We start from the raw sequence: 25,035 nt of genomic DNA, 5'->3' as shown, positions 1-25,035 counted from the left end.
CATGCGTTCCGGCAGCATTCGGTGAGATTGCTTACCGCTGCATACGATGAGATCATAACCCTTGCGGTTTAAAATTTCCTTGATGCCATACAGTAAATCTCCATAAACGTCTCCACGAAAATCAGTCAGGAAAACGCCAATAATTTTGGTCTGCCTTTTCTTGAGATTACGTGCGGCGGCATTGGGCACATAGTTAAGCTCTTTGGCAATCGCTAAAATACGTGCGCAAGTTTCTTCTGTTACCTTATCGCTACCATTTAAGGCATATGAAACGGTAGATATGGAAACGCCCGCCTGTTTGGCGATATCTTTAATGCTGACCACATCGTGACCTCCTTGTCGTCCGTCTTATAATTGCTATTGTATATTCATTATTAACCACATATCTATTCCAAATGTCGTAGTCCTACACATAAGCAGCAAAGGGCGATCCCGCAAGATCGCCATCCCTTTGTTGCCTATACCAGATTTAGCATCAAAAACTCTTTATAAAATAATCTCCAGACGGTGTACACCGTCATGTTCTGCTAAGGCCTGCTCGAAAATCTCACGTTTGATGCGCAAGGCACCAGAGCGGTAGCGATTATCATCGGCTGGCACGCTTTCCAGTGGTGTCCCGTTCAATACTGCACGGCCTTGCTCACTACCAGTACGCTCTTGCAGCATGCGGTAGACGAAGGTAATTGGTTTTCCTGCAAAGGAAAATTCAAATTCCAATCCGTCGAGATGATCCGGCAGCACAGGGTCCAGGATCAGGTCTTCGCTCGACTGACGAATACCAAGGACATTCGATATGAGCTGATTCATGTAGATTCCCGGACCGCTGGAATAGATTCTCCAGCCGCCTTTGACGGGGATGGCTCCTTCACGCAGTTCACCAAACCGTTCCTGGGCTTCATAGCGGGTGTTAAATTTACCGTCCGAGCTACTGAAATAGGCGTTGCTTTGACGCCATTCGGCATTCGGTACGGACGCACGGATGCCGACCGGATTGATGAGCTTCAAGCTGTGCCAAGCGTCATCCTTGCGTCCCAACTTGGCCATCGCTTCCGCAAAGCGGATATGGGCATGCACATATTGCAGCCCGACCTCACGTCCAAAGTTGGCCGCTTGCTCTGCACGCTTGAAGTGCGAGCTCACACCGCCATCATACTGTGCAGGGCGGTTCATCAGACGCACACCATCCGGGCAGAGGAACTGCTCACGGATGAGCTGCTCATGAGCCAATGCTTGCTCAGGCGTGAGCAGCTGACTGATCATGCTGCGTGTCATTGGCAGCAACCGATAATGGATTCCTGTCTCGGTGTCAGACGGATGGAGCATCAGCTTAGGTTGACCGGGCTCTTCCATATACACGAAGCCCGGAATAATTCCGCTCTCCAGCATGTAGCGGTTAAAGTCTTTACGGATGCCATTAGCCATTTGATGTAGATCTTGTGCGATCTTGTCGGCTTCGCTTACTACACCCGCGGGGGCCTGCTCCAAAGCAGCAGCAAAGTTACTAATAACTTGGTAGGTGAGTGCAACCGTCCAGCTGCTCGCCATGTATTGCTTCAGCTGAGCATTGGCTGGCTGGAGGGTATCATCCCAATCGCCGTCGCCATAGGCAGACAAATACGTATCATGAAGGAAATTCTCCCGAATATATTCGATTTCCTTCAGGGCATGTTCCATGAGAGTCGCGGTCTGCTTGGTATAATCGAAAGTATGCCGATGGGTGTAAGGTACATTTTCTCCCAGAATACTGTAATCACGGGTAGCGGTCAAATAGTCGCCCAGTACCTTGAGCGGCCAGACGATAATATCCCCATGGCTTTCTTCTTGCTGCACGTGAGTATAGTTGTCAAACATAAACCATTGCGGCCAGTTTCCGCTGTCCTCGTACTGATGGCTGAAAACAGTCAGTAGAATGGAACGAACCTCGTCGAACTTTTGCGTAGCTGAGAAATATTCCACAGGCCCCTGACACACATCACGTGTTCCCCAGGCTGCACCGCCGTATTGCTCCAGACCGTGAGGCACAGAGTAGTGAACGAGCATATTGTGGGTGTACCACCAAGCCACTGCGTTCACACGGAATAGCTCGCTCGTTTCGTGTTGACCCAGCGACAGATGGAAACCGTTCATAAGCTCGGCAAAATATTCCCGATAGCGCTCGCGCTCATCTTCAAAGGAAGCGTGACGCTCTTTGTGCGTTGATTCTTGCCCGGCTGAAGGCCCATTCAGCCAACCCTGCACGGTGCAGGTCCATTCGCTGCTGTCACCCAGCTCCAGCACGACTAGGGACGCATCAGCGGAAGCTGTACCCTGTAGCAGTACGTGAGCGTCGCTCACCTGCTGTAATGGAGCGCCCTCGACGTGCATTCGGTACAGCAGGTCTGGATAGGCTTCGGCACTCAGGGAAGCAGAGTCTGCCCGGAAGAGCAGGGCGTCACCTTCACGTTCCATATGAAACGGAAGCTCATATTCGTTCACATGCATAGACATTTGCTGAGTGATGAGGAACGGATAGGTTTTGCCGCTTACCGCACGCATATGAAGCCGTACTTCTGGGCTATCGGCATTTGTATGGTTTGTAATAATGAATGTATCGTCAGCCGTTTTGTAGTACCAGCGCACATAATTAAAGCCAATCTCGAACAGGGAAGGCATCGTGAGCAGGCGGTATTTCCCTTGGACTCCGACATAGATACGCTGGCCGGATGTCTTGGGAATATTGAGCGCATTACGCGCGTTGGTGATCATTTTGTTGAAGTTTGTATTGCCGATCACGAGCTGGGAGTTGAACACCCCGTACATATAGGAGGTGGTTGTAATGGTTTCTTCCTTGCCTCCTGCGTAATGCCCGCCCATTAAAATGTGCCCATGGGGACGCTCTACACGAAGCTCTTTGGATTTGAGTACGACATGCTCATAGCTGTCCGTGAAAAAGGAAAGTAGTTCATCTCCATCCCGTTCTTCTTCCTGCCGTTTCGGGAAAAGTTGATTCACTTCGGCAGCGGTTAAGTCCAGTGTGCGCAGCGGCTCACCGATGGTTTGAGCTGGAGCCACACGCCCTGCCTGAAGATCACTTGTCGCGTGTGCCGGTATGCTGGTCTCGGAAGTGTCCGCTAGAACGGCAGCTACTTCGTCACGTGCCTTTGTCACCAGCTCCTGATACTCCAGCTTTGTCACTGCGGCTGGATGATTGGGCTGGAACAGACCGTAAAAAGTAAAGCGAGCTTCCCCTACAAGTTTCACCCGCTCAGATTGCAACGCGGTATAGGCGAATTCGTATTGGTACACTTCATTGGCGAGCGAGTTACGATGGAGTGCTTCCGGCTCATTCGTTTCTTTGTACGAAAGTCCAAAGAACTGAAATCCGTCAGTCGAGTAACCAACAGTGCGGGTTAACGAGCCTTGTTGAATGTATGGGAACGCCTGACTTTGAGGCTGGTTTTGACGTGAGCAAACGGTGTAGCCTCTTTGTTCATCATGGTAGACGGTGTGGTCAATATATTGAGACAAATAAGCTTCATTACTGCGCACAGCGGCGGTATCGGCAATGCCAATATCCTGACCGTACACGACATCTGCTTCCACGTCATCGCCCTGTAGGGTTACATCCCAGAACCATACTCCCAGGCGGCTTAGCGTGAAGGTCACCTGATAGCCTACACCAGCGGTGAAACCCTCCCAAATAATCTGCTGATCCGTTTGTCGGATGACTCCCGGTGAGCGAACTCCAAGCAGGGGAGTGATACTTACACCGGACGGGCGGTACAATCTCAAGTACAGATTGTTCAAGGAACCGTCGACTGAATTGGTCAACAGCTGGTTGATCATCGTTGAGCCGTGAGCGATCTTATACACATCACCGCTGCTCAAGAAGGTAAAAGACAGGTCGCCGGCCCGCAGCAAAATATTTTGATCCAGACTTGTATTCATCAAAGGGAACGCCTCACTTTCCTGTTTATTTCACTAACCGAAAACGGATTTCACTAGTATCTCGGCTGTTAGGTCCTGTAAAGACGGCAAATTCACCGCTATCACTGCTGAAGCTCAAATCTGCATGATGATAGCGCAGCTGAGGCTCGGTCAATGCAAATTCAACTTCCCGGCTTTCGCCTGGGGCAAGAAGGACTTTGCAGAAATCTTTCAGTTCTTTCATTGGACGAACCGTATCGCCGCTGATATCACGAACATAGAACTGGACGGTTTCCTCGACCGGACGTGTTCCTGTGTTCGTTACCTGCACTTTAACGGTCAGTTCCTGACCGGGTATAAGGGTATCGCCGGAAAGCTGTACGCTGTCATAGGCTACATCGGTGTAACTCAGTCCATAGCCGAACGGGAATAAAGGTTCGTTTGGTACGTCTAGATATTGGGACACGTAGCGTTCTTTTGTATTCGGATCTAACTGCGGGCGTCCCGTATTAAAATGATTGTAATACACGGGCACCTGTCCCACCGATTGCGGGAAGGACATGGTCAGACGACCCGTAGGTTCGGCATCACCGTACAACAAATCGGCAATCGCCGCGCCGCCTTCACCACCAGGGAACCAGGCTTCCAATACGGCGTCTGCTTCTTCAATGACACCGTGCAGATCCAACGGACGACCATTAAATAATACGGCTACCATAGGCTTGTTCAGCGTCTTCAGGCGCTTCACCAGTTCCAACTGGGCTTGTGGCAGGCGAATATTGGAACGGCTGCCTGCTTCACCACTCATATCGGAGCGCTCACCAAGCGCCAACACGATAACCTCTGCTTGGCTGGCTGCTTGCAGAGCTTCCGCATATTGCTCCTCAGTTATATCGTCGATAGAGCAACCTGCCGCAACCGTGAGCAGCGAGGAGGATATTTTCGATTGGAATCCGTCGACAACGCGAATAGCTTCCTCCTGCGAACCACTCCACGACCAAGAGCCCAAGATATCACCGCTCTCTGCAAAAGGTCCGATCAACGCAATATGCTGATTGCGATTCAATGGAAGAACGGAATCATTTTTGAGCAACACGCAAGATTTAATAGCTAATTCTTTGGCAACCGTACGGTGAGCTTCGCAGAACACAACTTCACGTTCACGCTCAGGGTCTGCGCCGCGTAGCGGATTTTCGAACAAGCCCAGCTTTTGCTTGAGCTTCAATATACGCATCACTGCTTCATCAATGAGCGCTTCATCCAGTTGTCCGCTGCGAACCAGCTCAGGCAGATGCCCGTTATAGCAGGAGGTCATCATTTCAATATCTACGCCAGCCAGCAGTGCTTTCTTCGCTGCCTCGCGCTCATCCTCGGCGATGCCGTGAGGGATAAGCTCCTTGATGGCGGCCCAATCCGAGATGAGTACACCATCAAAGCCCCATTCATCACGAAGCAAATCACGCATCAGGCGCTTATTGCCCGTTGCGGCTACGCCTTCTACGGTATTGAAGGACGTCATCACCATTTCGCAGCCTTCATCTAAAGCAGCTTTGTAGGAGGGGAGATAATACTCTCGCAGCTGCCATGCGGATACATCTACAGTGTTGTAATCCCGTCCGCCTTCGCCAGCTCCATATGCGGCAAAATGCTTCACGCATGCGGCCACCCGGTCGGTATCGTTCGTCAGATCTTTACCCTGAAACCCGCGCACAAACGCACGAGCAAATTCGCTGTTGAGGTAAGGGTCTTCCCCTGTAGATTCCATCACACGGCCCCAGCGCGGGTCACGCACTAGATCGACCATAGGAGCGAATGTGACGTGAACACCGGATACAGCCGCCTCGCGGGCTGCAATGGTAGCGCTCTCTTCTGCAAGTTGCATATCCCATGAGCAACCAATGGCCAGCGGGATAGGGAAAATCGTTTTGAAGCCGTGTACAATATCTGCCATAATTAAAAGCGGAATACCCAGACGATTTTTACTCAAATGAGCCTGCTGAACACGAATCGCTTCCTTGGCCCCTGCGATACCAAGCACGGAACCGACGTTATGGACATTTTCCTCTGTGATGCCGAGAGAAGCCATGGGGCCAGTAATTTGACTATCCGTTCCCGCTTCTTCAAAGAAGGCACCCACAAGCTGTAGCAGTTGATCGACTTTTTCTTCAAGCGTCATGTTTTCTAAATAGGAATTCAGGTGTTGTTCCATCATAATCCTCCATAAGCTGTATTGTTGGTGGACAGCTCTTTTTTTTCAGATTCATGAGATTTTTTGGATAAAATTGATTCAAAAAAGTGCTGAACAGGCTAATAGCTAGTATAGAAGCATAATATTCTGTCGTATTATTAATCGAAACGTTTCTATTGTTGAACTCAGTTGGATTATATACGCTTTCAAATGGAGAGTCAAATCCAATTCAGGGGGTTTTTATAGGCTAAATAACGTAATAAAGATGATATAAACGAAAAAAAGTCGGGATTCTGAGCGAATAAAATATAATATTCCTATTGAATACGGTTTCAATTTGTTCTATAATGACTATCGAAACGTTTCTATTGACGGGTATGGTCCTTGTGCTTTGAACATAAGTGTTATAGCGGTATGCTTTAATCGCTATGTATTTACATGCATCAGGATTTTGCAAGATTCGATTCCAGTCGCTCCAAAATGCAATATATAGATGAACGAGACCATTTCGTTCTATATATTGTTCATTGGAAGTCGCTAATTGTATTTTCGCAAAATCCTCGTATTTGAATCCGTTATCATATTGCATGATCGGTAAACCGATCATCTCGGGAGGAATTCGTATGATGAAAAGAACGTTGGGGATCATTTTGGCAAGCACCTTATTACTGGGGGGCGCGCTGGTAGGTTGTTCATCCAAGGATGATTCGTCCGGTAAAGATGCGAACGGCAAGACGACCATCACCTTATGGGGCATGGGAGCGGAAGGAAAGCTGCTGCCTGAAATTGTGAAAGATTTTGAGAAAGAAAATCCAGATATTCACGTCGATGTACAGGCGTTACCTTGGGATAACGCTCACGATAAATTGCTAACGGCTGTTGCCTCGAAGTCTGGTCCGGATGTGGTCCAATTGGGCACGTCATGGGTACCGGAGCTTGCAGCTGCGGGCGCATTGACGGACATCACACCTTATGTCAGCAAGTATCCTGAACTGGAATCGAAGAATTTCTTCGAGGGTGCTGTAGGTACGACAAAATTTGAAGGGAAACCGGTCGGTGTGCCTTGGTACACTGAAACGAGAGTTTTGTTCTATCGTTCCGACCTACTGAAACAAGTCGGATATAATGAAGCACCTAAAACGTGGGAAGAGCTTTCCGATGCTGCCCAAAAGCTGGCGGCTCGGGGCAAAGGCAAATATGGTATCTCCTTTAGTGCAAAGGAGCAGTCTATGGGCTTTATGTTTGCTCTCCAGAACGGTTCCAAACTGGTTGACGAGCAGGGCAATCCGTTGTTCAACCAACCACCGTTTGTAGATGCTGTGAAGTATTTGAATACTTTTTTCCAAAACGGCTCTAACGCAGTGGATATTGGAATTGACTCTGTTCAAGGTTTACAAGGTGATGGTATCGTTCCAATGTTTATCAGCGGTCCTTTTATGATTAAAGAAATCAAGAGCAAGGCACCAGAACTGGAAGGTAAGTGGAATATAGCGGAGCTTCCTGGCAAAGTAAACAACCTGTCCGTTTTGGGTGGAGCGAATCTTTCAATTATGCAATTCAGCAAGCACCCGGAGGAGTCGGCCAAATTCATGGCTTACATGAGCAAACCAGAAACGCAGCTAAAATGGATGGAACTGTCCAGTAACTTGCCTGCGGCTACTAAATCGTGGGAAGACGCCAAGCTTAAGAGTGATCCGATGCTTCAAACGATTCGTAAACAGCTGGATCATTCCGCAGCATTGCCGCAACTGGCAGCATGGGAAGAGGTTTCTCAACAATTCATCAAGAGCTTTGAGCGTGTTTACCGTGGTCAAGCCGACGTACAGAAGGAAATGGATGACTTTAATCAGCAGGCTGCAAGTATTATGAAAAAATAATGATCCATATCCGCCATTGTCAAAGGGAGTGAAGGCATGAAAGGAAGCTCGCAGAAGCTTGCGCCATACTTGTTTATCGGTCCCTCCATCATCCTGTTGACGCTGTTTTCGCTGTTGCCGATTCTACTGGCGCTCGTAATCAGCTTCACGGATATGGATCTGTCAGGACTCGTTAATTATGATAGTATTCGCTTTATAGGTCTGGAAAATTATACAAACGTACTAATGGACCCTTCCTTTATAAAGTCCCTTGGTAATACGCTGTTCTTCGTCATCATCGGTGTTCCGTTGGTGCTGATATTTTCGCTTAGCATCGCGATTCTGATTAACATGGGGAAATCACGTGCTTTCAAAGTATTCCGCGTCGTGTTCTATCTGCCGTCCGTAACGAATGTGGTTGCGGTCGCAGTGGTTTGGAGTTATCTGTATAATCCGACGCTTGGATTATTCAACTACGTACTTGGTCTGATGAATTTAGGTCCCGTCCCATGGCTGACCGATCCAACAGTAGCGAAAATTTCGCTGATTGTGTTAGCGGTTTGGCGGGGCATCGGCTTAAACATGATTATTTTTATTGCGGCTATTAAAGGGATTCCGGGCTCTTATTATGAAGCGGCACAGCTTGACGGGGCCAATACATGGCAGCAAATTCGTTATATTACGCTTCCGCAGCTTCGTTACGCTATTTTCTTCGTGTCCATCACGACGATGATTGGCTGGCTGCAATTTTTCGAGGAACCGTTTGTCATGACTAAAGGGAAGCCGCTCGACGGCACGCTGACAGCATCTCTGTTCATTTACAATAACGGCTTCCAATTTAGTAAATTCGGGTATGCCGCGGCGGGATCGTTCATTCTGTTCTTCGCGATCATCGCGGTGACGCTGATTCAGTTCCGTTTGCAAAATAAAGCGGAGTCCTGATAGAGAGAGGTGATGAACGTGAAAACAGCTGTTCAGCAAGCCCGCGCCAATACGCGCAGTGGTGAAAAAACATTTCAATGGTTCGTGGCGATTCTCCTGACCGTGGGAGGTCTGTTGATGGTGCTGCCTTTTGCGTGGATGATATTATCCTCCTTTAAGACAGAGGGTGAGGTAACCAAAATTCCTCCGACCATCTGGCCGCAGCATTTTACACTGGATAATTTTAAATTACTATTCGATAGCATGGCTTTTGGAACCTATCTGACGAATACGCTGATCATTGTTTTAGCTTCCTTCTTCGGATTATTCCTGAATGCCATGGCAGGTTATGGCTTTGCCAAATTCCAATTTAAAGGCAAAGGGTTTCTATTCTACCTGGTACTGGCAACGATGATGATTCCAGGTCAAGTGACGATGATTCCCGTCTACTTGATCCTGAACCAGATGGGATTGACCAATTCCATGCTGGGGATTGTCCTTCCTGGATTGGTAGGCGCGTTCGCGATCTTCCTGTTCCGGCAGTTTATGTCCGATATCCCGGAAGAACTGCTGGAGGCGACACGTCTTGATGGAGCAGGGGAGTTCCGTACTTTTCTGCAAATCGTATTGCCTATCTCGACACCAATTCTGGCAGTACAGGCCATTTTAACCTTTATCGGTGGATGGAATAGCTTCCTGTGGCCGCTCATTATTGCGAACGATGAGAAGCTGTACACCTTGTCCGTCGGGCTGTCACTGCTCAAGGGGCAGAACGAAAGTCAATTTGCTCTTCAAATGGCAGGCTCGACCTTCATGGTCGTTCCGATCATGATTATCTTCATTGTTTTCCAAAAGTATATTATTGAGAACTACACGATTTCGGGGATTAAGTAATAGTGTAGTATGAATACAAGTCATAGTCACAAGAACGAACAGCGGAGCTTCTCTTTGGGAGAGGGGCTCCGCTGTTTTTGCTGTACATAGATATATTTATATATGAGTTAGACAATATTGATGGGACAATGTACGAAGTTTTCTTTTCAGTCTGTAGATTCGAGTCGTTGTAGCCGTAACCGAAATATTATATTTGGTAGCGAGCAAGGGCACAGCTAGTTGTCGACAAAAGTAGTCTTCATAGAGTGTATATTCATTGTTGGAAAGCTGCATTAGAATATTAACGATAACCGTATCCACATCTCCCAATCTACGATTTTCCCACTCCTCCTCTACCGAATTTGAAAAACTACAGATCTTCTCACATTCAAGCGTAGTTTCATGCTTTTTTTGTGTATAGTAGCACCTAAATGATTTATATATAAGATTTTTAGCCGTAAGGTACAGCCAACCCTTTACATTGGGGTGATGTTTGAGCTTGAGCAATTGCTGTCTTGCCGCTACAAAAGTATCTTGTGTACATTCTTCTGCCATAAATGTAAAGCAAGACTGATTCTTGATTAAATGCATACAGAAACGATATACCTCACTCAGATAAAGTTCACAAATTTTTCTGTAAAAGCATCTGGAACTACCTCTGCACTGATCCTCTTTGCAACAGTCGATAACCATCGTAGTCGGCATTGTTCAAGCCCCCTTTGGACGGATAAAAAAATAAATGATTTTTGCATGTGCCAATCATATACATTAATTCCAATTTTCAAGAATGACATAAATCATATTTAATCTCGTAAATGTGGAATTACTAGAACAGTTAAAAGATATTTTAAAGTGATTTTGATTCTGATACGGAATTAGTTAATAGGGGGAGAGGGTGCACCTGGTGAAAGGGGGGGAAGGATGAAAGAATCCATAGTATATAAACGTTTGGCAGCAACATTTAGACCTTATCTGAAGACGGTCACTATCATTTTGATATGTCTCATCCTATCAGCGGGCTTGAATATATTATTGCCTTTAACAAGCAAGATTATTGTGGATCAAGGTCTCCTGAAAGGGAATATGCAGGCTGTAATCCTGTACACTTCTGCTGCGTTTTTAATCGTTTGCTTGGATAAGCTGCTGAATGTGTGTAAAGAAACCTTTCGGGCAGGCTTAAGCGCACAGGTTACCTTTTCATTATTTGAAAAGGCGTATCTGCATCTGACAAGAGTACGAATGAGTTATTTTAACCGAACCAATGAAGCGGAGCTGCTGAACCAAATTGGCACGGATGTAGGCAATGTATCGAGGATCACAGATAGTGGAGTATTTTTTGTCATTATGCAGGCGTTCAGCATGATTGGTGGTTTATGTGGTTTGCTGCTCATTAACTGGAAAATGACTGTAATCGTGCTGTGCTTTTTACCCATCAAATATGTTGTGGTGAAGTATTTTGTGAAGCGTAGAAAAAAACTGGTGGGGGATTTAATTGGAGGCAGTAGTGATTTTGCCCAGTGGTTTGGGGAATCTGTCGGGGGCATGAAGGAGCAGCGAATGTTTGGTCTTATTCCACATAAGCATCAGCAGTTCTCATCCAAGCAGCGTCGAATTGTAGAATCAGAACGAAAATTATCACTTCTGGACGCCTGGAATATCGCTTCGGAATCTATTTTAATTCAGCTTCTAATGATGTTTTTGTACGTTGTGGGTGCTAATCTTATTTTTCGTTTACAGCTTACTGTAGGTGGGATTTTTGCCTTTGTTTCTTACAGTGCTTATGTTACCACTCCTGTTTTCGCTATTTTAAACATTGGCTACATGCTGGCTGAAGTCGTTCCCTCCGCCATTCGATATTATCAGTTCTTGGATTGGGCAGAGGAAGAAACATCTAATTCAGTCACTCCAGCGTCTATACTAACTGAGCCGCCATTCGAAGATCACATTGCATTTCATAATGTTTCTTTTTCCTATACCAAGGATGAACCCGTACTGCCCCACGTGAGCTTTAGGATTGCCCGAGGTGAAAAAGTAGCTATCATTGGAGCAAATGGGGCAGGGAAGTCTACGTTGCTGGATCTGATTATGAGATTCAGCCAGCCTGATCAAGGGATAATCACTTATGACGGCATTGACATTCAAAGCTATGAAATAGATGAGTATCGAAGTCAAATAGCTTTGGTCAGTCAGCAGGTGTATTTATTTGATACTACTATTTTTGGCAATATCCGCATAGGCACAGAAGTCACTAATGATGCAATAGAGGCCATTATCGCGGAGGTTGGTCTGGAAGAATTGGTTCGGAACTCGGCAGATGACTTCCCCATAGGCTCGAATGGCTCCAGATTGTCGGGTGGGCAAAGACAGAAAATTGCTATGGCCCGGGCATTGATCAGGGAAGCGCCATTGTTTATTCTCGATGAGGTGACCTCCAATCTAGACACAGCAGCTAGGCTAAATGTTCAGCAATTGTTGAAGACCCGGTTGCGTGAAAAGACCGTAATCATCGTTACACATCGCAGCGAGATATTAGCGCATGTCGATAGAGTTATTTTGTTGGAGAACGGCGAACCAGCCCAAATAGGATCACACTCCCATTTTATGACCTGTCATGCAGAATACAGAGGATGGGTATTAGGAGAAGAAGAGGTTCCCATAAAATGATGAAAAAAACAAACGCTTTCATAGTGTGATTTAACACCATGTACGGAATTAGTATAGGTGAACACCTTTTTAAATCATATCATGAATGGGAGGAGTAGTTTAACATGCGTAAGCTTGTGAAAAGAAGCACGAATGTAGGCGACACAATTGAGGCATTTGGCTGTGGTTGTTCCTGTTATTGTCCTTGCTCCTGTTATTGCGCAGGCAGTTTGACTCGAAGCTCCAATACTCAGCGTGAAAGTGACGGTTCTTATCGCAGAGATAACGGAACTGGAATTGGTAATTATTAAGCTTGTATCTGTATGGAGGAGCCTGGGCATTCCAGGCTTCTGTCCACATCAAAACAGAGTAGGTGTGAATCATGAACATGTGCCAACCCTTTATATACACATTTCAGACGAGACTCCACCATTATGCATATGATGTAAATACCAACTTGATCTTGCGGATTAAAGAGGAGGCCTACCATTTTCTGAATTCGCATTCCAGCTTCGACCTGGATCAGATGGAGGCTACACCGGAATTGCAGCAGTATATCCGTGACTTGTTGGATAACGGATTTTTATCTTCACAGCGTCCGCAGATTATGAATCATCCCAAGACAAAGCACCTGGAGCATATGCTTCAGCATCAGCTGAAGACCCTCACCTTACAGGTAACTCAAAATTGCAATCTTAGATGCTCTTACTGCGTTTATTCAGGAGGATATGACAATCGAGGTCATACCAGTCTGATGATGGATTTTGAGACAGCGCGCAAGTGTATTGATTTTGTCATTGATAGGTCAGTAGACAGTGACCGTTTGGATTTTGGTTTTTATGGGGGAGAGCCGCTTATTAATTTTCCGTTGGTCAAGAAGTGTGTGGAATATATCAAGGAGCAGGTAGCGTATAGAGATGTAGGCTTTCATTTGACGACCAATGGTACGCTGCTTAATGACGATATTTTGGCCTTTCTGGATGAACATCGTTTTGTGCTTACGATCAGTCTGGACGGAGATCAAGAGAATCATGACAGAAACAGACGATTTGCTGTTAACGGGCGGGGTACCTTCGATACGATTATTGCCAATGTGGATAAAATTAAGAGAAATTACCCGGACCTCTTTGAATGGATTAATTTTAATGTGGTGCTGGATACCCGTAATGATTTTGGATGTATCAATGATTTTTATACGAATTATGAAACCTTCGAAAGTCTGTACAGTGTACGGTCGTCCTACATTAACGATGCTTATGTGAAGGATGAAATTTTGTACAGAAATGAATTTATTGAGCAGAGAGGCTATGAGGTAGTTAAAATGATGCTTTCCAAGTTTGGAAGAGTAGATGAAAATCATGTCTCCAAGCTGATTAAGGACTATTATATTCAGATGTATTTCCGAATGTTTCATTATAGAAAGCCTTCTGCGGGAATGCCGATAGAAGCGCATCATGGTGGACCCTGTGTGCCTGGTGTACAGCGATTGTTTGCGGATGTGCATGGAAATCTGTATCCATGTGAACGGGTCAGTGAGCAGTCGGAGGTGGTGCAGATTGGAAAGGTGGACACAGGCTTTGAAGTGGATAAAATCAGCCAGATTTTGAATGTAGGGACAATCACGGAGGATGCATGTAAAAACTGTTGGAATTTCCGTTTTTGTACGCTGTGTGTTGCTGTAGCAGATGATTTGCATACCTTGTCCAAAGAAAAGAAGCTAAGTCATTGTTCGGTAGTCAAAAATGATATTAGGCATACCTTACTTGATTATTGCATGATGAATGAGCTGGGCTATGATTTCTCCGAGGATACGATTCTCGATTTTGAAAAAGCATGAGGGGTGTCTCCATGACCAATAAATTAATCATTTTTCCGTTTGATTATGAAACGATAGCCCTGGTTAGGAACTTGAATCTATTAGGAAGTTATGAGGAAGTTGTACTTATTTCTTTTCAAGGGTCGGGTATGATCGGGAAAGATGCCTGTGTAACGGACAAGGGGGAAGTGACAGGCTTCATAGTGAAGCCAGAGTCTTGTTTGGAGCAAGAAATGGAGCGTTGTGATGCCATATTACTGGTGAAATCCAATTTCAAGCTGGATGTAGCTGAGGTGTATCTTCCCGTGATCAAGAAGGCTGGACAACTTGGCAAAAAAGTCATGTGTAATTTCACTTTGCCAGACTCATGTATGGAATTCATCGAACCCTGTGAGGAGCAAGATGACAAGCTGATTTTAAAAAATACATTTGATGTACGCACGAAAGATATTTTACCGCCTGACCCGGGCTCTGTTATTCATGATTTTTTTACACCGGTTCTGTTTGTATTAGGGCTGAACGAGCGAACGCATAAGCTTAATTTGCAGCTTAACCTTCGGCAGAAGCTTGAAGCACAAGGATATCGGGTGTCGCAAATCACATCTAATGGATGCGGGGAGCTGATTGGTGCACATTCTTTTCCACAGTTTATGTTTGAGAGCGGTATGACGGAAACCCAGAAGATTATCATGTTTAATCGGTATTTGAAAAAAATAGAGCAGAGCGAAAAGCCTGATCTAATACTCGTGGGCATTCCAGGTGGGATTGTTCCCTTTAACAATACGTTCACGAATTATTTTGGAGTAACCTCATTTTTGGTATCCCGCGCTGTTAGAGCGGATGGCCTAATCTGTTGTCTTCACTATGATGAATACAATATAAAATATTTGGAGCATGTGAAACAGTACATGGAAAACCGTTTTTCCTCTTCATTATTAGGATATGCCATATGTAACAATGTATTCGACAGTTACTCTTCTTCCACAGTCAATATGCAATATGCATCTGTTGATCATCGTTTCGTGGAAGAGAAAAAGCAGGAGTTTTCCAATTATTCCGTGCCTGTACTCCATCTGTCCAACGATGAAGATATGAATAGGCTGACGAAGGATATTTTACATTATTTTTCGGTTGATCATCACGTAGTTCAGTTGTAATGGAGGGAAGAACATGAACTTTACTCAGGATGTAACGGGAACAGGAATGAAACTGGAAAATATATTTTGGATGCTTTTTAAAATAAAAGCGGGTGAGATAAATAAAGAGGCTACATTACTGGGTCCTGATATGGGGTTGTTCCCCAGAGATCTGGTATATCTATTATTTGAAGTGGAAAAAAGCTTTGCTATTCTAATTCCGGAAGAGCGTATAGTGGGAGGGGGGTTGCTTACATATAACAGCTTGTATGAGACGATAAAGGACTGCTTAACAGTGGAAAAGGAATGAAGGATTTGTGAAAATGATGATAAAACATACAAAAACATACAAAAAAATCCGATATACCTCTAGAATCACTTATTTCAGGATTTTTGAAAAATCCTCATTTAGAAGAGAATTGGAGGTTTTAGGATGAATGTATCATTTACATCATCTCACCAATCGCCGTTCCGCACCGCAGATAACAACCGACTTGAACTACGGCATTCCCTTTCCGCTCAGGCTGAAAGGAAGGGTATAGGCAAGCCACAAAACAAGGTTATTCAACAATTGACAGAGCAAAAGCAAAGTTTGATGGAGAGGCGTTCGGACTATTTAAGTAATGCTCTCAAGCGTGGTCTCGGTCCGGAAGCTGTAAAAGCTGAAATGGAAGAGATAGATAAGCAGATTCAGCAAATTGACGAGAACATTCAAAAGCAGTCACTGGAAGAGCAAAAAAAGGCTTTAGGCATGGATGAGGAAAGTAAAAAAGAAGCTCAGAAAGGCAAAAAGGAAGAATATACGCCTAAGACTGCTGAGGAGCAGCAGCAAAGATTGATCACTTATACAATGCATAGTATTGTATCTGCAAACAATGAGTTGAAGAGTGCCAAAATAGCCAAAACGGCACAAATCACATTGGGAAGCGAGGCTAAGGGGTGGGAAAACGCTAACCCTGCAAAATCAGCGGCTTTGCGTGAAAAGGCAGAAGGACTTAATGGAAAGATCATGGAAATCGCTGCGAATATTAATGAGCGTATCAGCGAAGCAGTGAATAACGAACCGATGATTACAGATCGGGACGAACCCAAGGATGAGCAGGAGGCGAATGCAGAGGCAGACAGGGTGTGGACTGAACAAGAGCTCAATGCCTATCTAGACTCGGCTAAAGACGGGGCGAAGACTGCAGGCACGAAGGTAAATATTGCGGTCTGATCCGGCTATCATGTGCATGGTTCGCTAAATTAGGAGGGTGCTTTCAGACGAACGCTATCGTTCGCAGAGGCACCCTCCGCTTACTCTAATGGAACGGAACAGAGCCGTGAGATTCATTTCACAATCCGAAGAGACAGGGGGAGAAAAAATGAATGGCAAGATCCATGTAGCCATTATTGACGACGGGGTTAATGCTGGCTTTTTAAACACCCAATTATTATATAACGTCGAAATAGCTCATGGAGACGTAGAAGATGGACGTACCTTAAATCACGGTACGCTATGTGCAGCTATTGTACAAGCGTATTTTCCAGATGCGATCATTAGCAGTGTGAAAATAATGAACGATAGAAAAGGAAATGCAACTCAGCTTTGTGCCGCGCTGGATTGGTGTGTAAAGCATGATGTGCAGGTAGCCAATATCAGCCTGGGGAGTATAAATTATCGAGATCGAAGCATGCTGCGGGAAGCTGTAAATGATGCAGCTATGGCAGGATTAGTTATGGTATGTGCTGCACAAAACGGAGGACTTCTTACTTATCCGGCCTCTTTTGCCAATGTGATTGGTGTGCGCTGCGATCATAGCGGTATACTCACAGCAGGGCAATATACATATGATGCTGAGAAGGCATTCTCAAGCGGTATCGATTTTACCGCTTTTGCCAAGCATGAACTGATAGGTGCAGCTGGAGAGGCTGTACAATGTCCCAACAGCAATAGCTATGCCACTCCATTCGTTACAGCACAGGTATGTAAAGTTTTGCAGAAGTCCAAGCGTGTTCCTTCCATAGAAAAGCTAAAACATATTTTACATAAGTATAGTTATCTTCCGATACAGGATACCATAATCCCCGTAATGCATTACGGACATCCGGATTGGATCCGGCGCGCCTATGTGTTCATAGAGGATTGTGCAATTAGCTCGAAAGCACCCTATTATTTTCAGACCCAATGTGAAGCTCAACTCCCTAGCGACAAAATTGCTGCGATCTTCGAACAAGCCATCCTGCGGGAGCGAGAACAACAGGACACAGCGCTCGAAGGTGGACAACGGGTATACGACCTTACAGATACGATTGTCTTGCTAGGGGAAATGGAGCCAGTAATTTTGCAGGAAGTGGAGCAATTGGCTTCACGTTATGGAAAACATGTCGTCTATATCTCTAAAAATCAACGACATATCCCCGCACTGAATTTTTCATCTTGCTATTTGCGCTGGTGGCAGCAAGAGGGGGGGCTCTTTATGACGCGGGAGAAGGCAATCGCAATAGAGGATTCTCGCATTCCGCTTATTTGTATTTATTATGACAAGGACATTGACATTATTTATTTTTTGCATGAGTTGAGAGGGCAATTTGCCCGGGATGGATATCAAAGCTGGATCGCGGTGGACCAGTCCGCGGCAGTGTTGCATGATATGGAGTATACGCTCCCTTCGAATGCAAGCAATGGATTACAGGAACTGTTATATAATGCGGGTACAATGGCATATAACGCTTATACGGATATTGCTATTTTGTGTGTAGAGGCTACGAATATTACGCATTGCACCAAAGAACGAGTTTTATTAGACGTTGATATTGAGCTTTCTATCCTGGTGAAAGCGGAAACTGAACGTATTTATATATCTATACGGACAGAGCAGGGATATTTGAAAGAAGGGGTCCTCTCGAATTTAAACGTGGGCGATATAGGTGGTATTTATACATATTTAGAACAACTGTTGGTAGACTGATATTCACTATTTAAAACAGACTGCAAGATATGGAAGTAGGCACTATTTTGAACCCACCTGTAATCCGTTATTCTATTTAGCAAAGTGGTTATTCACTCAATAAGTTTGTTTATAAAACGAAATATTTTGAAGTACGTAACCAATTGCTTATCGTTTATCATTAACGTTAATAAATATATTAAGTATTTAATAATAATGTTGACTATAATAAATATGGTGTGTTATATTAAAACCGTAAATAAAACGGCTTCTTAGTTTTGGTGGTACAACGGATTTTATTTTCGCATTCAGAGAGGATGGTTTAGGTGGCAGCAGCTGTAAAAGCAAAGATGATTGTAGACAAATCTTTTCGTATTGCTGAAGTCGATAAACGCATTTATGGCTCTTTTGTAGAGCATCTCGGGCGTGCCGTATATGGCGGCATTTACGAGCCTACTCATTCAACTAGTGATGAAAGCGGTTTCCGAAATGATGTTAAAGAGTTGGTAAAACAGCTTGATGTTCCTATTATACGCTATCCGGGAGGAAACTTTGTATCCGGTTACAATTGGGAGGACGGTGTCGGCCCTGTCGCGTCCAGACCTAGACAGTTGGAGCTGGCGTGGAGAACGGTCGAGCCGAATGAAGTGGGTACGAATGAATTTTTCAAGTGGGCCAAGGATGTAGGTTCCGAAGTCATGATGGCGGTTAATCTGGGTACGCGCGGAATTGATGCTGCGCGTAATCTGGTGGAATATTGCAACCACACAGGTGGCTCCTATTGGAGTGATCTACGTCGTAGTCACGGTGTAGAGCAACCACATAAGATTAAAACCTGGTGTCTTGGTAACGAGATGGATGGCCCATGGCAAATTGGTCACAAGACAGCAGAAGAATATGGTCGTCTGGCTGTAGAATCTGCAAAAGCCATGAAGCTGATCGATCCTGACATTGAGCTTGTATCCTGTGGCAGCTCCAGTTCTACGATGCCAACGTTCCCGGAATGGGAAGCAACCACGCTGGATCATACCTATGAGGTAGCCGACTATATTTCCTTGCACCAATACTACGGCAATCATGACAATGATACGGCTAATTATCTGGCACGTTCTATGGATATGGATCATTTTATTCATACGGTCATTTCGACTTGTGACTATATCAAAGCAAAAAAACGCAGCAAGAAAAAAATGATGCTCAGCTTTGACGAATGGAACGTGTGGTATCACTCCAATGATGCGGACAAAAAAATTGATCCGTGGTCTGTGGCACCACCGCAGCTTGAGGATATCTATAACTTTGAGGATGCATTGTTGGTAGGCAGCATGTTGATTACGTTCCTGCGCCACGCGGATCGTGTGAAAATGGCTTGCCTCGCCCAACTGGTCAACGTTATTGCGCCAATCATGACCGAGAATAACGGAAAGGCGTGGAAACAAACGATTTTCTATCCGTATTTGCATGCCTCCCGTTATGGTCGTGGGATATCGTTGATGCCTGTGGTGGACTCGGAAAAATACGATTCCAAGGACTTCACAGACATTCCTTATCTGGACAGCGCTGTAGTTTATGATGAAGAGGGAGACGCACTGACTGTCTTTGCAGTGAACCGTCATTTGTCTGAATCGCTGGAGTTGACAGTAGATGTACGCAGTTTTGAAGGCTACCGCATTGTCGAGCATACTGTATTGGAGCACGATGATCTTAAAGCGACCAACAGTCCAGCCGGTGAAAAAGTTACGCCTCACAACGGCGGCAACGCCAAGCTTGAAGACGGAATTGTAAAAGCTCATTTGGGCAAAGCATCGTGGAACGTTATCCGTCTCGCTAAGTCTCATTAATTCTCTTCTGTAAAAGGTACAGCTTCGACTGTATCTAAATAAGCTCGCATTCTCTCTTGTAAGAGTATTACAAGAGCGGCAATGCGAGCTTTTTGCGTAAAATGAGCCATTTGTCCCTCCATAGATATAGGTTTCTAAGAGAAGGGTCAATTTTAAATAAATATTATGTTTATTACTAAATTTAACTAGACAAAGATGATCCTTATTCACTAAGTGCTCATACTCCGTACATTTTTATGAAGTTAATTAGACCCAGTGCCATACTTCCTAGGTGAAAAAAGACCCTATTATATCGTTGTCAACGTATTGATATCTGAAATGCAGGGTGTGCAATCCGACTTAAATCCACGTTATACTTTAAAAGATAGTCTGTTTAAATCCAAATGGTGGTTGTAGCATTTCGAGAAGGGAATGATCTGTATGAGTCAGACAGACCAATATCGTTTTCAAGTGAACTTGGGCGGTATGATTGATATTTTAGCCAATCATTTATATAGCAGTCCACGAGTGTTTATACGTGAGGTTCTGCAAAATGCAACAGATGCGATCACGGCTCGCAAGGAGCTGCGGAAGGTTGTTGCTGAAAGTAAAGTACTGAAAGAAGACAAGGCTCTTGGAGATACAGCTTCTGAGAGTAACGACTATGAAGGTAAAGTCATCGTGGAGTTATCTGGTTCTGGGGAGCATCAGGTATTGATGATTCAGGATAACGGCATTGGATTGTCAGAAGAAGACATTCACCGTTTTTTGTCGATTATCGGTCAGTCTTCCAAGAAGGGAGCCGATTTGCTGGCTTCTGAGACTTCGTTTATCGGACGCTTTGGGATTGGGTTACTATCCTGCTTTATGGTGAGCGATGAAATTGTAGTGCTGACCCGCTCGGTGAAGGAAGGCATCTCCATGGAATGGAGAGGGAAGCCGGATGGGACGTATACGATTCGTCGATTGGAAACCGAGCTGCCTGTAGGGACGCAAATTTATTTGCGCTGCAAGCCGGGAAGTGAGTTTTATTATGAGCCAGCGCACGTAGAGGAGTCTTTAATCTATTATGGTGCGTTGCTGCCGTATCCGGTCATGCTGTCTGTAGACGGGGAGACCAAGCGCGTCAATCTTCCATCGACGAGCTGGATGCAGGATCCCGAACAATTGCGGAGTCGCCGTAGTGAGGTGCTGGATTTAGGCTATCGCCTGATGGGCAAGCGCTTCAGTGATTTTATACCGTTGCGGACGGCATCAGGCAGAACAGGCGGGATTGCATTCATTTTGCCTCGCAGTGTTAATCTGAACAGCAAGCGGCTGCATCGGGTGTATCTGAAGCATATGCTGGTGTCGGACAAGGCGGAAAATGTTTTGCCGGAATGGGCATTCTTCATTAAAAGCCTAATTTGGACAGATGAATTGCAACCAACGGCATCACGTGAGTATTTTTATGAAAATGAGCAGCTTGACGATGTTCGTTCTGAACTGGGTACCTGTATTCGGGAAGAACTGCTACGCATGGCGCAGTATGAGCCAGACCGCTTGCAGCACTGGATTCGTTTGCATGAGCTGTCCATGAAGGCGCTCGCCGTGGAGGATGATGAATTTTTGCGGATAATGTACCGTTGGTTTTCCTTCGAAAGTACATTTGGTCGGCGTGAGCTGAAAGAACTGATCCGAGAGGCGGACGGACGTCCGTTGCATTACACATCGACAGTAGATGAGTATCGTCAGATTACGCATGTGGCGGCGGCGCAATCCATGTTGGTGATCAATGGCGGCTATATTTATGATTCAGACATTTTGGAAAAGCTGCATTGGATTGACTCTAACCTACAAACAGAGCGTCTTAGCCCTGAGGAAGTATCTCTTTCATTTACCGGGCTAACACAGAAAGAGCGCGAGAATTATTACGGTGTGCTACGTGTCATGGATGCTGCTTTGCAGCCGATGCGTTGCCGCGCTGAGTTGAAGCGTTTTGAGCCTGCGAGTTTGCCAGTGTTGTATACCATTTCTCAGGATGCATTGACCTTGCGCTCCATGGAAAACACGGTTGAGGAGACAACCTCACTTTTTTCCAATGTGCTTGATAGTCTGAAAGCAGGAGTCCAGCAGAATTCGGGTTATTCCACCTTATACTTTAATCTGAACAACCCGGTGGTGGCGCGGATTCTTGAAGCTACCGATACGCAGATGGTCACGGCTGCTACAGAAATGATGTATGTGAATGCGCTTATGATGGGGCACTACCCGATGAACCGCAGTGAGTTGGGACTGATGAATCGGAGTGTACTACATTTTATCAATTGGGGATTAGGGAACGGACAAAATTCGTAATTACGTAATTATAGGGGGAGCCAAATGGAAGATACGATATATGATTTGATGGAGCAGGCGCAGGATCTGCCAGGAGGGGCGGCAAAGCTGGCGCTTCTGGAAGAAGCAGTCCGCTTGGCAGATACTTCCGGATTGAAGGAACTCGCTTATGAAATCCGGGGAGAGATTGTAGACTGCGCTATTTTTAACGGATATCCATTGAAGTCGCTGATTGCTTTTTCGTGGCAGTTGGGCCAATTTGATCAAAATCCAGAGGAATACGACGCAGATGAGCTGTTGTGGAATTACAAATGGATACTCGGTAAGGTATGCAGCTTTTCCAATATATCGAAGACTCAAATAGAAGATCTGGCGGAGGATATGCGCAGACGTTATGCCGAATACGGGTATAATGAGCGTCCATATTACTATTATAAGTTCCGCATTGCGATGGACATGGGTGAACTGGATGAAGCACGGCGGTATCTGGATACCTTCCGCTTGATTGAGTCGGACAGTATGAGTGATTGTGAGGCCTGTGAGCAGAGCCAGATGGTACGGTTCTATTACTTGACTGGAGAAAACGAGCAGGCGCTTGCCGTGGCAAAACCGATTTTGTCGGGACGGATGAAATGTGCAGAAGTACCACATGTGACGCTCTCGCAGGTGCTGTTGCCGCTTTATCGTCAAGGCGAGGTTGATCAGGCAAAGGACAATCATCGCAAAGGCTATCGCCTAATTCGGGATGACCGCGACTTCCTAAAAACGATAGCGGAGCATATCGAATATTTGGCGATTGCTGATCCGGTTCAAGGAATCGAAGTAGTAGAGCGTCATCTACATATGGCGCTGGACTATGAGAGCGGGCTGGAGCAGATGTATTTTTACGCGACGATGGTGAGTCTGCTACAAAAGTTGGATACTTCGGGAGAAAAACGATTGATCCGGTTGCCGGCTTCCTTAGAATGGGGTAAAGAGGATCGCACATTGACAGAAATCATTGCGTATTTTAGGCCACTGGCAGAGTCAGCGGCGGCTGATTTTGATCGACGGAACGGGAATACGTTTTATTCCGATTGGATCAGGAAAATTGTTCAAACGGCATAGAAGAAGTGGTAGCTGTGACGAATATTTTATACAGCCCAAACAATGAGCAGGTATAATGTTCCTGTGAAATGACAGGAGGGGTTATGTTGTGACTGTAACCGAAAAGGTGATTAATTTCGCACACCGCGGAGCTTCAGGTGTATGTCCTGAGAATACGATGGCGGCATTCCGCCACGCCTTGGAACTGGGAGCAACAGGTATAGAAACGGATGTGCAGCGTACCCAAGATGGGCATCTGGTGCTGATTCACGATGAGTCGCTGGAGCGTACGACAGGTTGCTCACTGGATGTAAGGGATATTACGCTGGAAGAATTAAATAAACTGGATGCGGGCAGTTGGTTTGATGAGAAATTCCGAGGTGAGCGGGTCCCGATGTTGGATGAGCTACTGGAACTAGCCCAGTCCTCGAATACAATTATTAATTTAGAGTTGAAAAACAGCATTTATCTCTATCCGGGTATGGAGGAAGAGGTCATTGCTGCCGTGAAGCGTTTTGGGTTGGAACAGAGGGTAATCATATCCAGCTTCAATCACGAATCGCTGGCGCTCTGTGCGCAGCTTGCTCCTGAAATCAAGACGGGGGCGCTGTATATCGAAATTATGGTTCGTCCATCCAAGTATGCAACCCAATTCGGAGTAACAGCACTCCATGCCTACAAACAAGTTGTTACGCCAGAAGCTGTATCAGAGGCTTTGGCATTAGGCGTCGTATACCACCCATGGACGGTGAATGAGCCAGAAGAAATGAAGCGTCTGCTGGAGGCCGGGGTGAACGGCATCATCACGGACTATCCTGACCGGTTGGCGCACTTATTGGCTGTTCGCTCTTCCTAAGTCGAAGACGCATCGGAACTGTGACTAAGGGTTTGCAAGCATATGACTGTGGCTATCTATTGAAGCAAAAAAGACTCTCCTGTACGCACTCGTTTTTACGAGGCGAGGGAGAGTCTTTTTTGCCCTAAGCCGAAGAGCGTATCATCCACGATGACCTTGATTCCTTTCTACTTGATGCCGAGCCGCATACGATAGCTGAACAGGATGTCTAGTGTTCTGCCCTGAAAATGATTCTCTACCAGCTTCACGAAGCGGGCTATATCGACGTCAAGCGCTCGATTGCCAAGTTTGAAGAGACTTTGAATACCCCCTTGGCTGAGAGCGAGCCCTGTATAACGAGCTGCGTCACACTGCTCACGGTTATGGAAGACAATCTCCCGGGTATATCGGAATTGTCCGCTGCGGTGCAGATTAGCTAAATGCTGATCCTTGCTCCATTTATGAGCTTGTTGCTCTACTGGGGCTTCCTGTTCCAAAAGGGTATCCGCTTTGGTGATAAGCTCTGTATAAGCTTGCTCTATCTGCCATTGCAGCACCGGAGGCCAGTCACAGTCAAAGGCCGCGAACACGCCGCCCTGAGCCAAGACCCTGCCCGCTTCCTGAAGCGTGCTCTCGGGGTCCATCCAGTGAAAGGATTGAGAGCAGGTGATGACGTCTACAGTTCCGTCCTCAAAGGGCAGGTTGTTGG

General features: G+C 45.7%; 19 protein-coding genes. 14 read left to right on the top strand and 5 right to left on the bottom strand.

The window, feature by feature from the left end; all coding sequences use genetic code 11:
* The 3 genes from GRP75_RS08020 to GRP75_RS08010 form a co-directional block, all read right to left on the bottom strand.
* Positions 1 to 324, bottom strand: a 324-nt coding sequence (locus GRP75_RS08020; RefSeq protein ID WP_160789040.1) for a LacI family DNA-binding transcriptional regulator, incomplete at its 3' end; no start/stop codon positions are given.
* Between the two features lie 162 nt (positions 325 to 486).
* Entirely contained in the window at positions 487 to 3,927 is a 3,441-nt protein-coding gene (locus tag GRP75_RS08015; RefSeq protein WP_160789039.1) for a GH36-type glycosyl hydrolase domain-containing protein, read from the bottom strand.
* A 25-nt stretch (positions 3,928 to 3,952) separates the two neighbouring features.
* Positions 3,953 to 6,115 (bottom strand): glycoside hydrolase family 3 N-terminal domain-containing protein, encoded by a 2,163-nt coding sequence (locus GRP75_RS08010; protein ID WP_160789041.1) that lies wholly within the window; start codon positions 6,113 to 6,115, stop codon positions 3,953 to 3,955.
* Between the two features lie 602 nt (positions 6,116 to 6,717).
* On the opposite strand from GRP75_RS08010, the gene GRP75_RS08005 reads away from it, so the two are divergent.
* Genes GRP75_RS08005 through GRP75_RS07995 form a run of 3 tightly spaced genes read left to right on the top strand, consistent with a single transcriptional unit; the run spans position 6,718 to position 9,765 of the window.
* The gene (locus GRP75_RS08005) at positions 6,718 to 7,971 is read left to right on the top strand and encodes a sugar ABC transporter substrate-binding protein (RefSeq protein ID WP_160789038.1); all 1,254 of its coding nucleotides are present in this window, start codon (positions 6,718 to 6,720) and stop codon (positions 7,969 to 7,971) included.
* Between the two features lie 36 nt (positions 7,972 to 8,007).
* Complete coding sequence (locus GRP75_RS08000) at positions 8,008 to 8,892, top strand: carbohydrate ABC transporter permease (protein WP_160789037.1); 885 nt, start codon at positions 8,008 to 8,010, stop codon at positions 8,890 to 8,892.
* A gap of 18 nt (positions 8,893 to 8,910) precedes the next feature.
* Positions 8,911 to 9,765: a carbohydrate ABC transporter permease gene (locus tag GRP75_RS07995; RefSeq protein WP_023986622.1), complete on the top strand. Its 855-nt coding sequence runs from the start codon at positions 8,911 to 8,913 to the stop codon at positions 9,763 to 9,765.
* A 96-nt stretch (positions 9,766 to 9,861) separates the two neighbouring features.
* Here the strand turns inward: GRP75_RS07995 and GRP75_RS07990 are convergent, their stop codons facing one another.
* Complete coding sequence (locus tag GRP75_RS07990; RefSeq protein ID WP_256026514.1) at positions 9,862 to 10,437, bottom strand: RNA polymerase sigma factor; 576 nt, start codon at positions 10,435 to 10,437, stop codon at positions 9,862 to 9,864.
* 228 nt (positions 10,438 to 10,665) lie between these two features.
* Between GRP75_RS07990 and GRP75_RS07985 the strand changes: the two genes are divergently transcribed.
* The 11 genes from GRP75_RS07985 to GRP75_RS07935 all read left to right on the top strand — a co-directional run bounded on the left by GRP75_RS07985 (position 10,666) and on the right by GRP75_RS07935 (position 24,347).
* Positions 10,666 to 12,408, top strand: coding sequence for an ABC transporter ATP-binding protein (locus GRP75_RS07985; RefSeq protein ID WP_160789036.1), 1,743 nt, complete (start codon positions 10,666 to 10,668; stop codon positions 12,406 to 12,408).
* 104 nt (positions 12,409 to 12,512) lie between these two features.
* Positions 12,513 to 12,698 (top strand): CLI_3235 family bacteriocin precursor, encoded by a 186-nt coding sequence (locus GRP75_RS07980; protein WP_071559456.1) that lies wholly within the window; start codon positions 12,513 to 12,515, stop codon positions 12,696 to 12,698.
* A gap of 71 nt (positions 12,699 to 12,769) precedes the next feature.
* Positions 12,770 to 14,224 (top strand): Cys-rich peptide radical SAM maturase CcpM, encoded by a 1,455-nt coding sequence (gene ccpM / locus GRP75_RS07975; protein WP_237448956.1) that lies wholly within the window; start codon positions 12,770 to 12,772, stop codon positions 14,222 to 14,224.
* Positions 14,225 to 14,235: 11 nt separating this feature from the next.
* Positions 14,236 to 15,360, top strand: coding sequence for a TIGR04066 family peptide maturation system protein (locus tag GRP75_RS07970; protein ID WP_023986626.1), 1,125 nt, complete (start codon positions 14,236 to 14,238; stop codon positions 15,358 to 15,360).
* Positions 15,361 to 15,373: 13 nt separating this feature from the next.
* On the top strand, positions 15,374 to 15,649 hold the full coding sequence (locus GRP75_RS07965; protein ID WP_160789035.1) for a peptide maturation system acyl carrier-related protein: 276 nt from the start codon (positions 15,374 to 15,376) through the stop codon (positions 15,647 to 15,649).
* Positions 15,650 to 15,772: 123 nt separating this feature from the next.
* Positions 15,773 to 16,555, top strand: a complete 783-nt coding sequence (locus tag GRP75_RS07960; RefSeq protein ID WP_160789034.1) for a muscle M-line assembly protein unc-89 Uncoordinated protein 89 — start codon at positions 15,773 to 15,775, stop codon at positions 16,553 to 16,555.
* A 148-nt stretch (positions 16,556 to 16,703) separates the two neighbouring features.
* The gene (locus GRP75_RS07955) at positions 16,704 to 18,290 is read left to right on the top strand and encodes a S8 family serine peptidase (RefSeq protein WP_160789033.1); all 1,587 of its coding nucleotides are present in this window, start codon (positions 16,704 to 16,706) and stop codon (positions 18,288 to 18,290) included.
* A 305-nt stretch (positions 18,291 to 18,595) separates the two neighbouring features.
* Positions 18,596 to 20,110: an arabinosylfuranosidase ArfA gene (arfA, locus tag GRP75_RS07950; RefSeq protein ID WP_023986630.1), complete on the top strand. Its 1,515-nt coding sequence runs from the start codon at positions 18,596 to 18,598 to the stop codon at positions 20,108 to 20,110.
* Between the two features lie 420 nt (positions 20,111 to 20,530).
* Positions 20,531 to 22,426, top strand: coding sequence for an HSP90 family protein (locus GRP75_RS07945; protein WP_160789032.1), 1,896 nt, complete (start codon positions 20,531 to 20,533; stop codon positions 22,424 to 22,426).
* A 24-nt stretch (positions 22,427 to 22,450) separates the two neighbouring features.
* A complete protein-coding gene (locus GRP75_RS07940; protein WP_160789031.1) occupies positions 22,451 to 23,512 on the top strand; it encodes a hypothetical protein in 1,062 nt (353 codons plus the stop codon).
* 88 nt (positions 23,513 to 23,600) lie between these two features.
* Positions 23,601 to 24,347, top strand: coding sequence for a glycerophosphodiester phosphodiesterase family protein (locus GRP75_RS07935; RefSeq protein WP_160789030.1), 747 nt, complete (start codon positions 23,601 to 23,603; stop codon positions 24,345 to 24,347).
* A gap of 167 nt (positions 24,348 to 24,514) precedes the next feature.
* On the opposite strand, the gene GRP75_RS07930 is transcribed toward GRP75_RS07935, so the two are convergent.
* A partial coding sequence (locus GRP75_RS07930) for a class I SAM-dependent methyltransferase (RefSeq protein ID WP_160789029.1) occupies positions 24,515 to 25,035 on the bottom strand: 521 nt, incomplete at its 5' end.

Origin of the sequence: Paenibacillus sp. OT2-17 (assembly GCF_009827695.1) — a bacterium.
Classification (GTDB): Bacteria; Bacillota; Bacilli; order Paenibacillales; family Paenibacillaceae; genus Paenibacillus; species Paenibacillus polymyxa_B.
The sequence above is the reverse complement of the archived record's forward strand: the minus strand, read 5'-3'. Positions and strand labels throughout refer to the sequence as shown.

Coding starts and splice junctions, on each gene's coding strand:
- GRP75_RS08015 (WP_160789039.1), bottom strand. CDS start 3,927: ATGAATACAAGTCTGGATCAAAATATTTTGCTGCGGGCCGGCGACCTG.
- GRP75_RS08010 (WP_160789041.1), bottom strand. CDS start 6,115: ATGGAACAACACCTGAATTCCTATTTAGAAAACATGACGCTTGAAGAA.
- GRP75_RS08005 (WP_160789038.1), top strand. CDS start 6,718: ATGATGAAAAGAACGTTGGGGATCATTTTGGCAAGCACCTTATTACTG.
- GRP75_RS08000 (WP_160789037.1), top strand. CDS start 8,008: ATGAAAGGAAGCTCGCAGAAGCTTGCGCCATACTTGTTTATCGGTCCC.
- GRP75_RS07990 (WP_256026514.1), bottom strand. CDS start 10,437: ATGGTTATCGACTGTTGCAAAGAGGATCAGTGCAGAGGTAGTTCCAGA.
- GRP75_RS07985 (WP_160789036.1), top strand. CDS start 10,666: ATGAAAGAATCCATAGTATATAAACGTTTGGCAGCAACATTTAGACCT.
- GRP75_RS07980 (WP_071559456.1), top strand. CDS start 12,513: ATGCGTAAGCTTGTGAAAAGAAGCACGAATGTAGGCGACACAATTGAG.
- ccpM (WP_237448956.1), top strand. CDS start 12,770: ATGAACATGTGCCAACCCTTTATATACACATTTCAGACGAGACTCCAC.
- GRP75_RS07970 (WP_023986626.1), top strand. CDS start 14,236: ATGACCAATAAATTAATCATTTTTCCGTTTGATTATGAAACGATAGCC.
- GRP75_RS07965 (WP_160789035.1), top strand. CDS start 15,374: ATGAACTTTACTCAGGATGTAACGGGAACAGGAATGAAACTGGAAAAT.
- GRP75_RS07960 (WP_160789034.1), top strand. CDS start 15,773: ATGAATGTATCATTTACATCATCTCACCAATCGCCGTTCCGCACCGCA.
- GRP75_RS07955 (WP_160789033.1), top strand. CDS start 16,704: ATGAATGGCAAGATCCATGTAGCCATTATTGACGACGGGGTTAATGCT.
- GRP75_RS07945 (WP_160789032.1), top strand. CDS start 20,531: ATGAGTCAGACAGACCAATATCGTTTTCAAGTGAACTTGGGCGGTATG.
- GRP75_RS07940 (WP_160789031.1), top strand. CDS start 22,451: ATGGAAGATACGATATATGATTTGATGGAGCAGGCGCAGGATCTGCCA.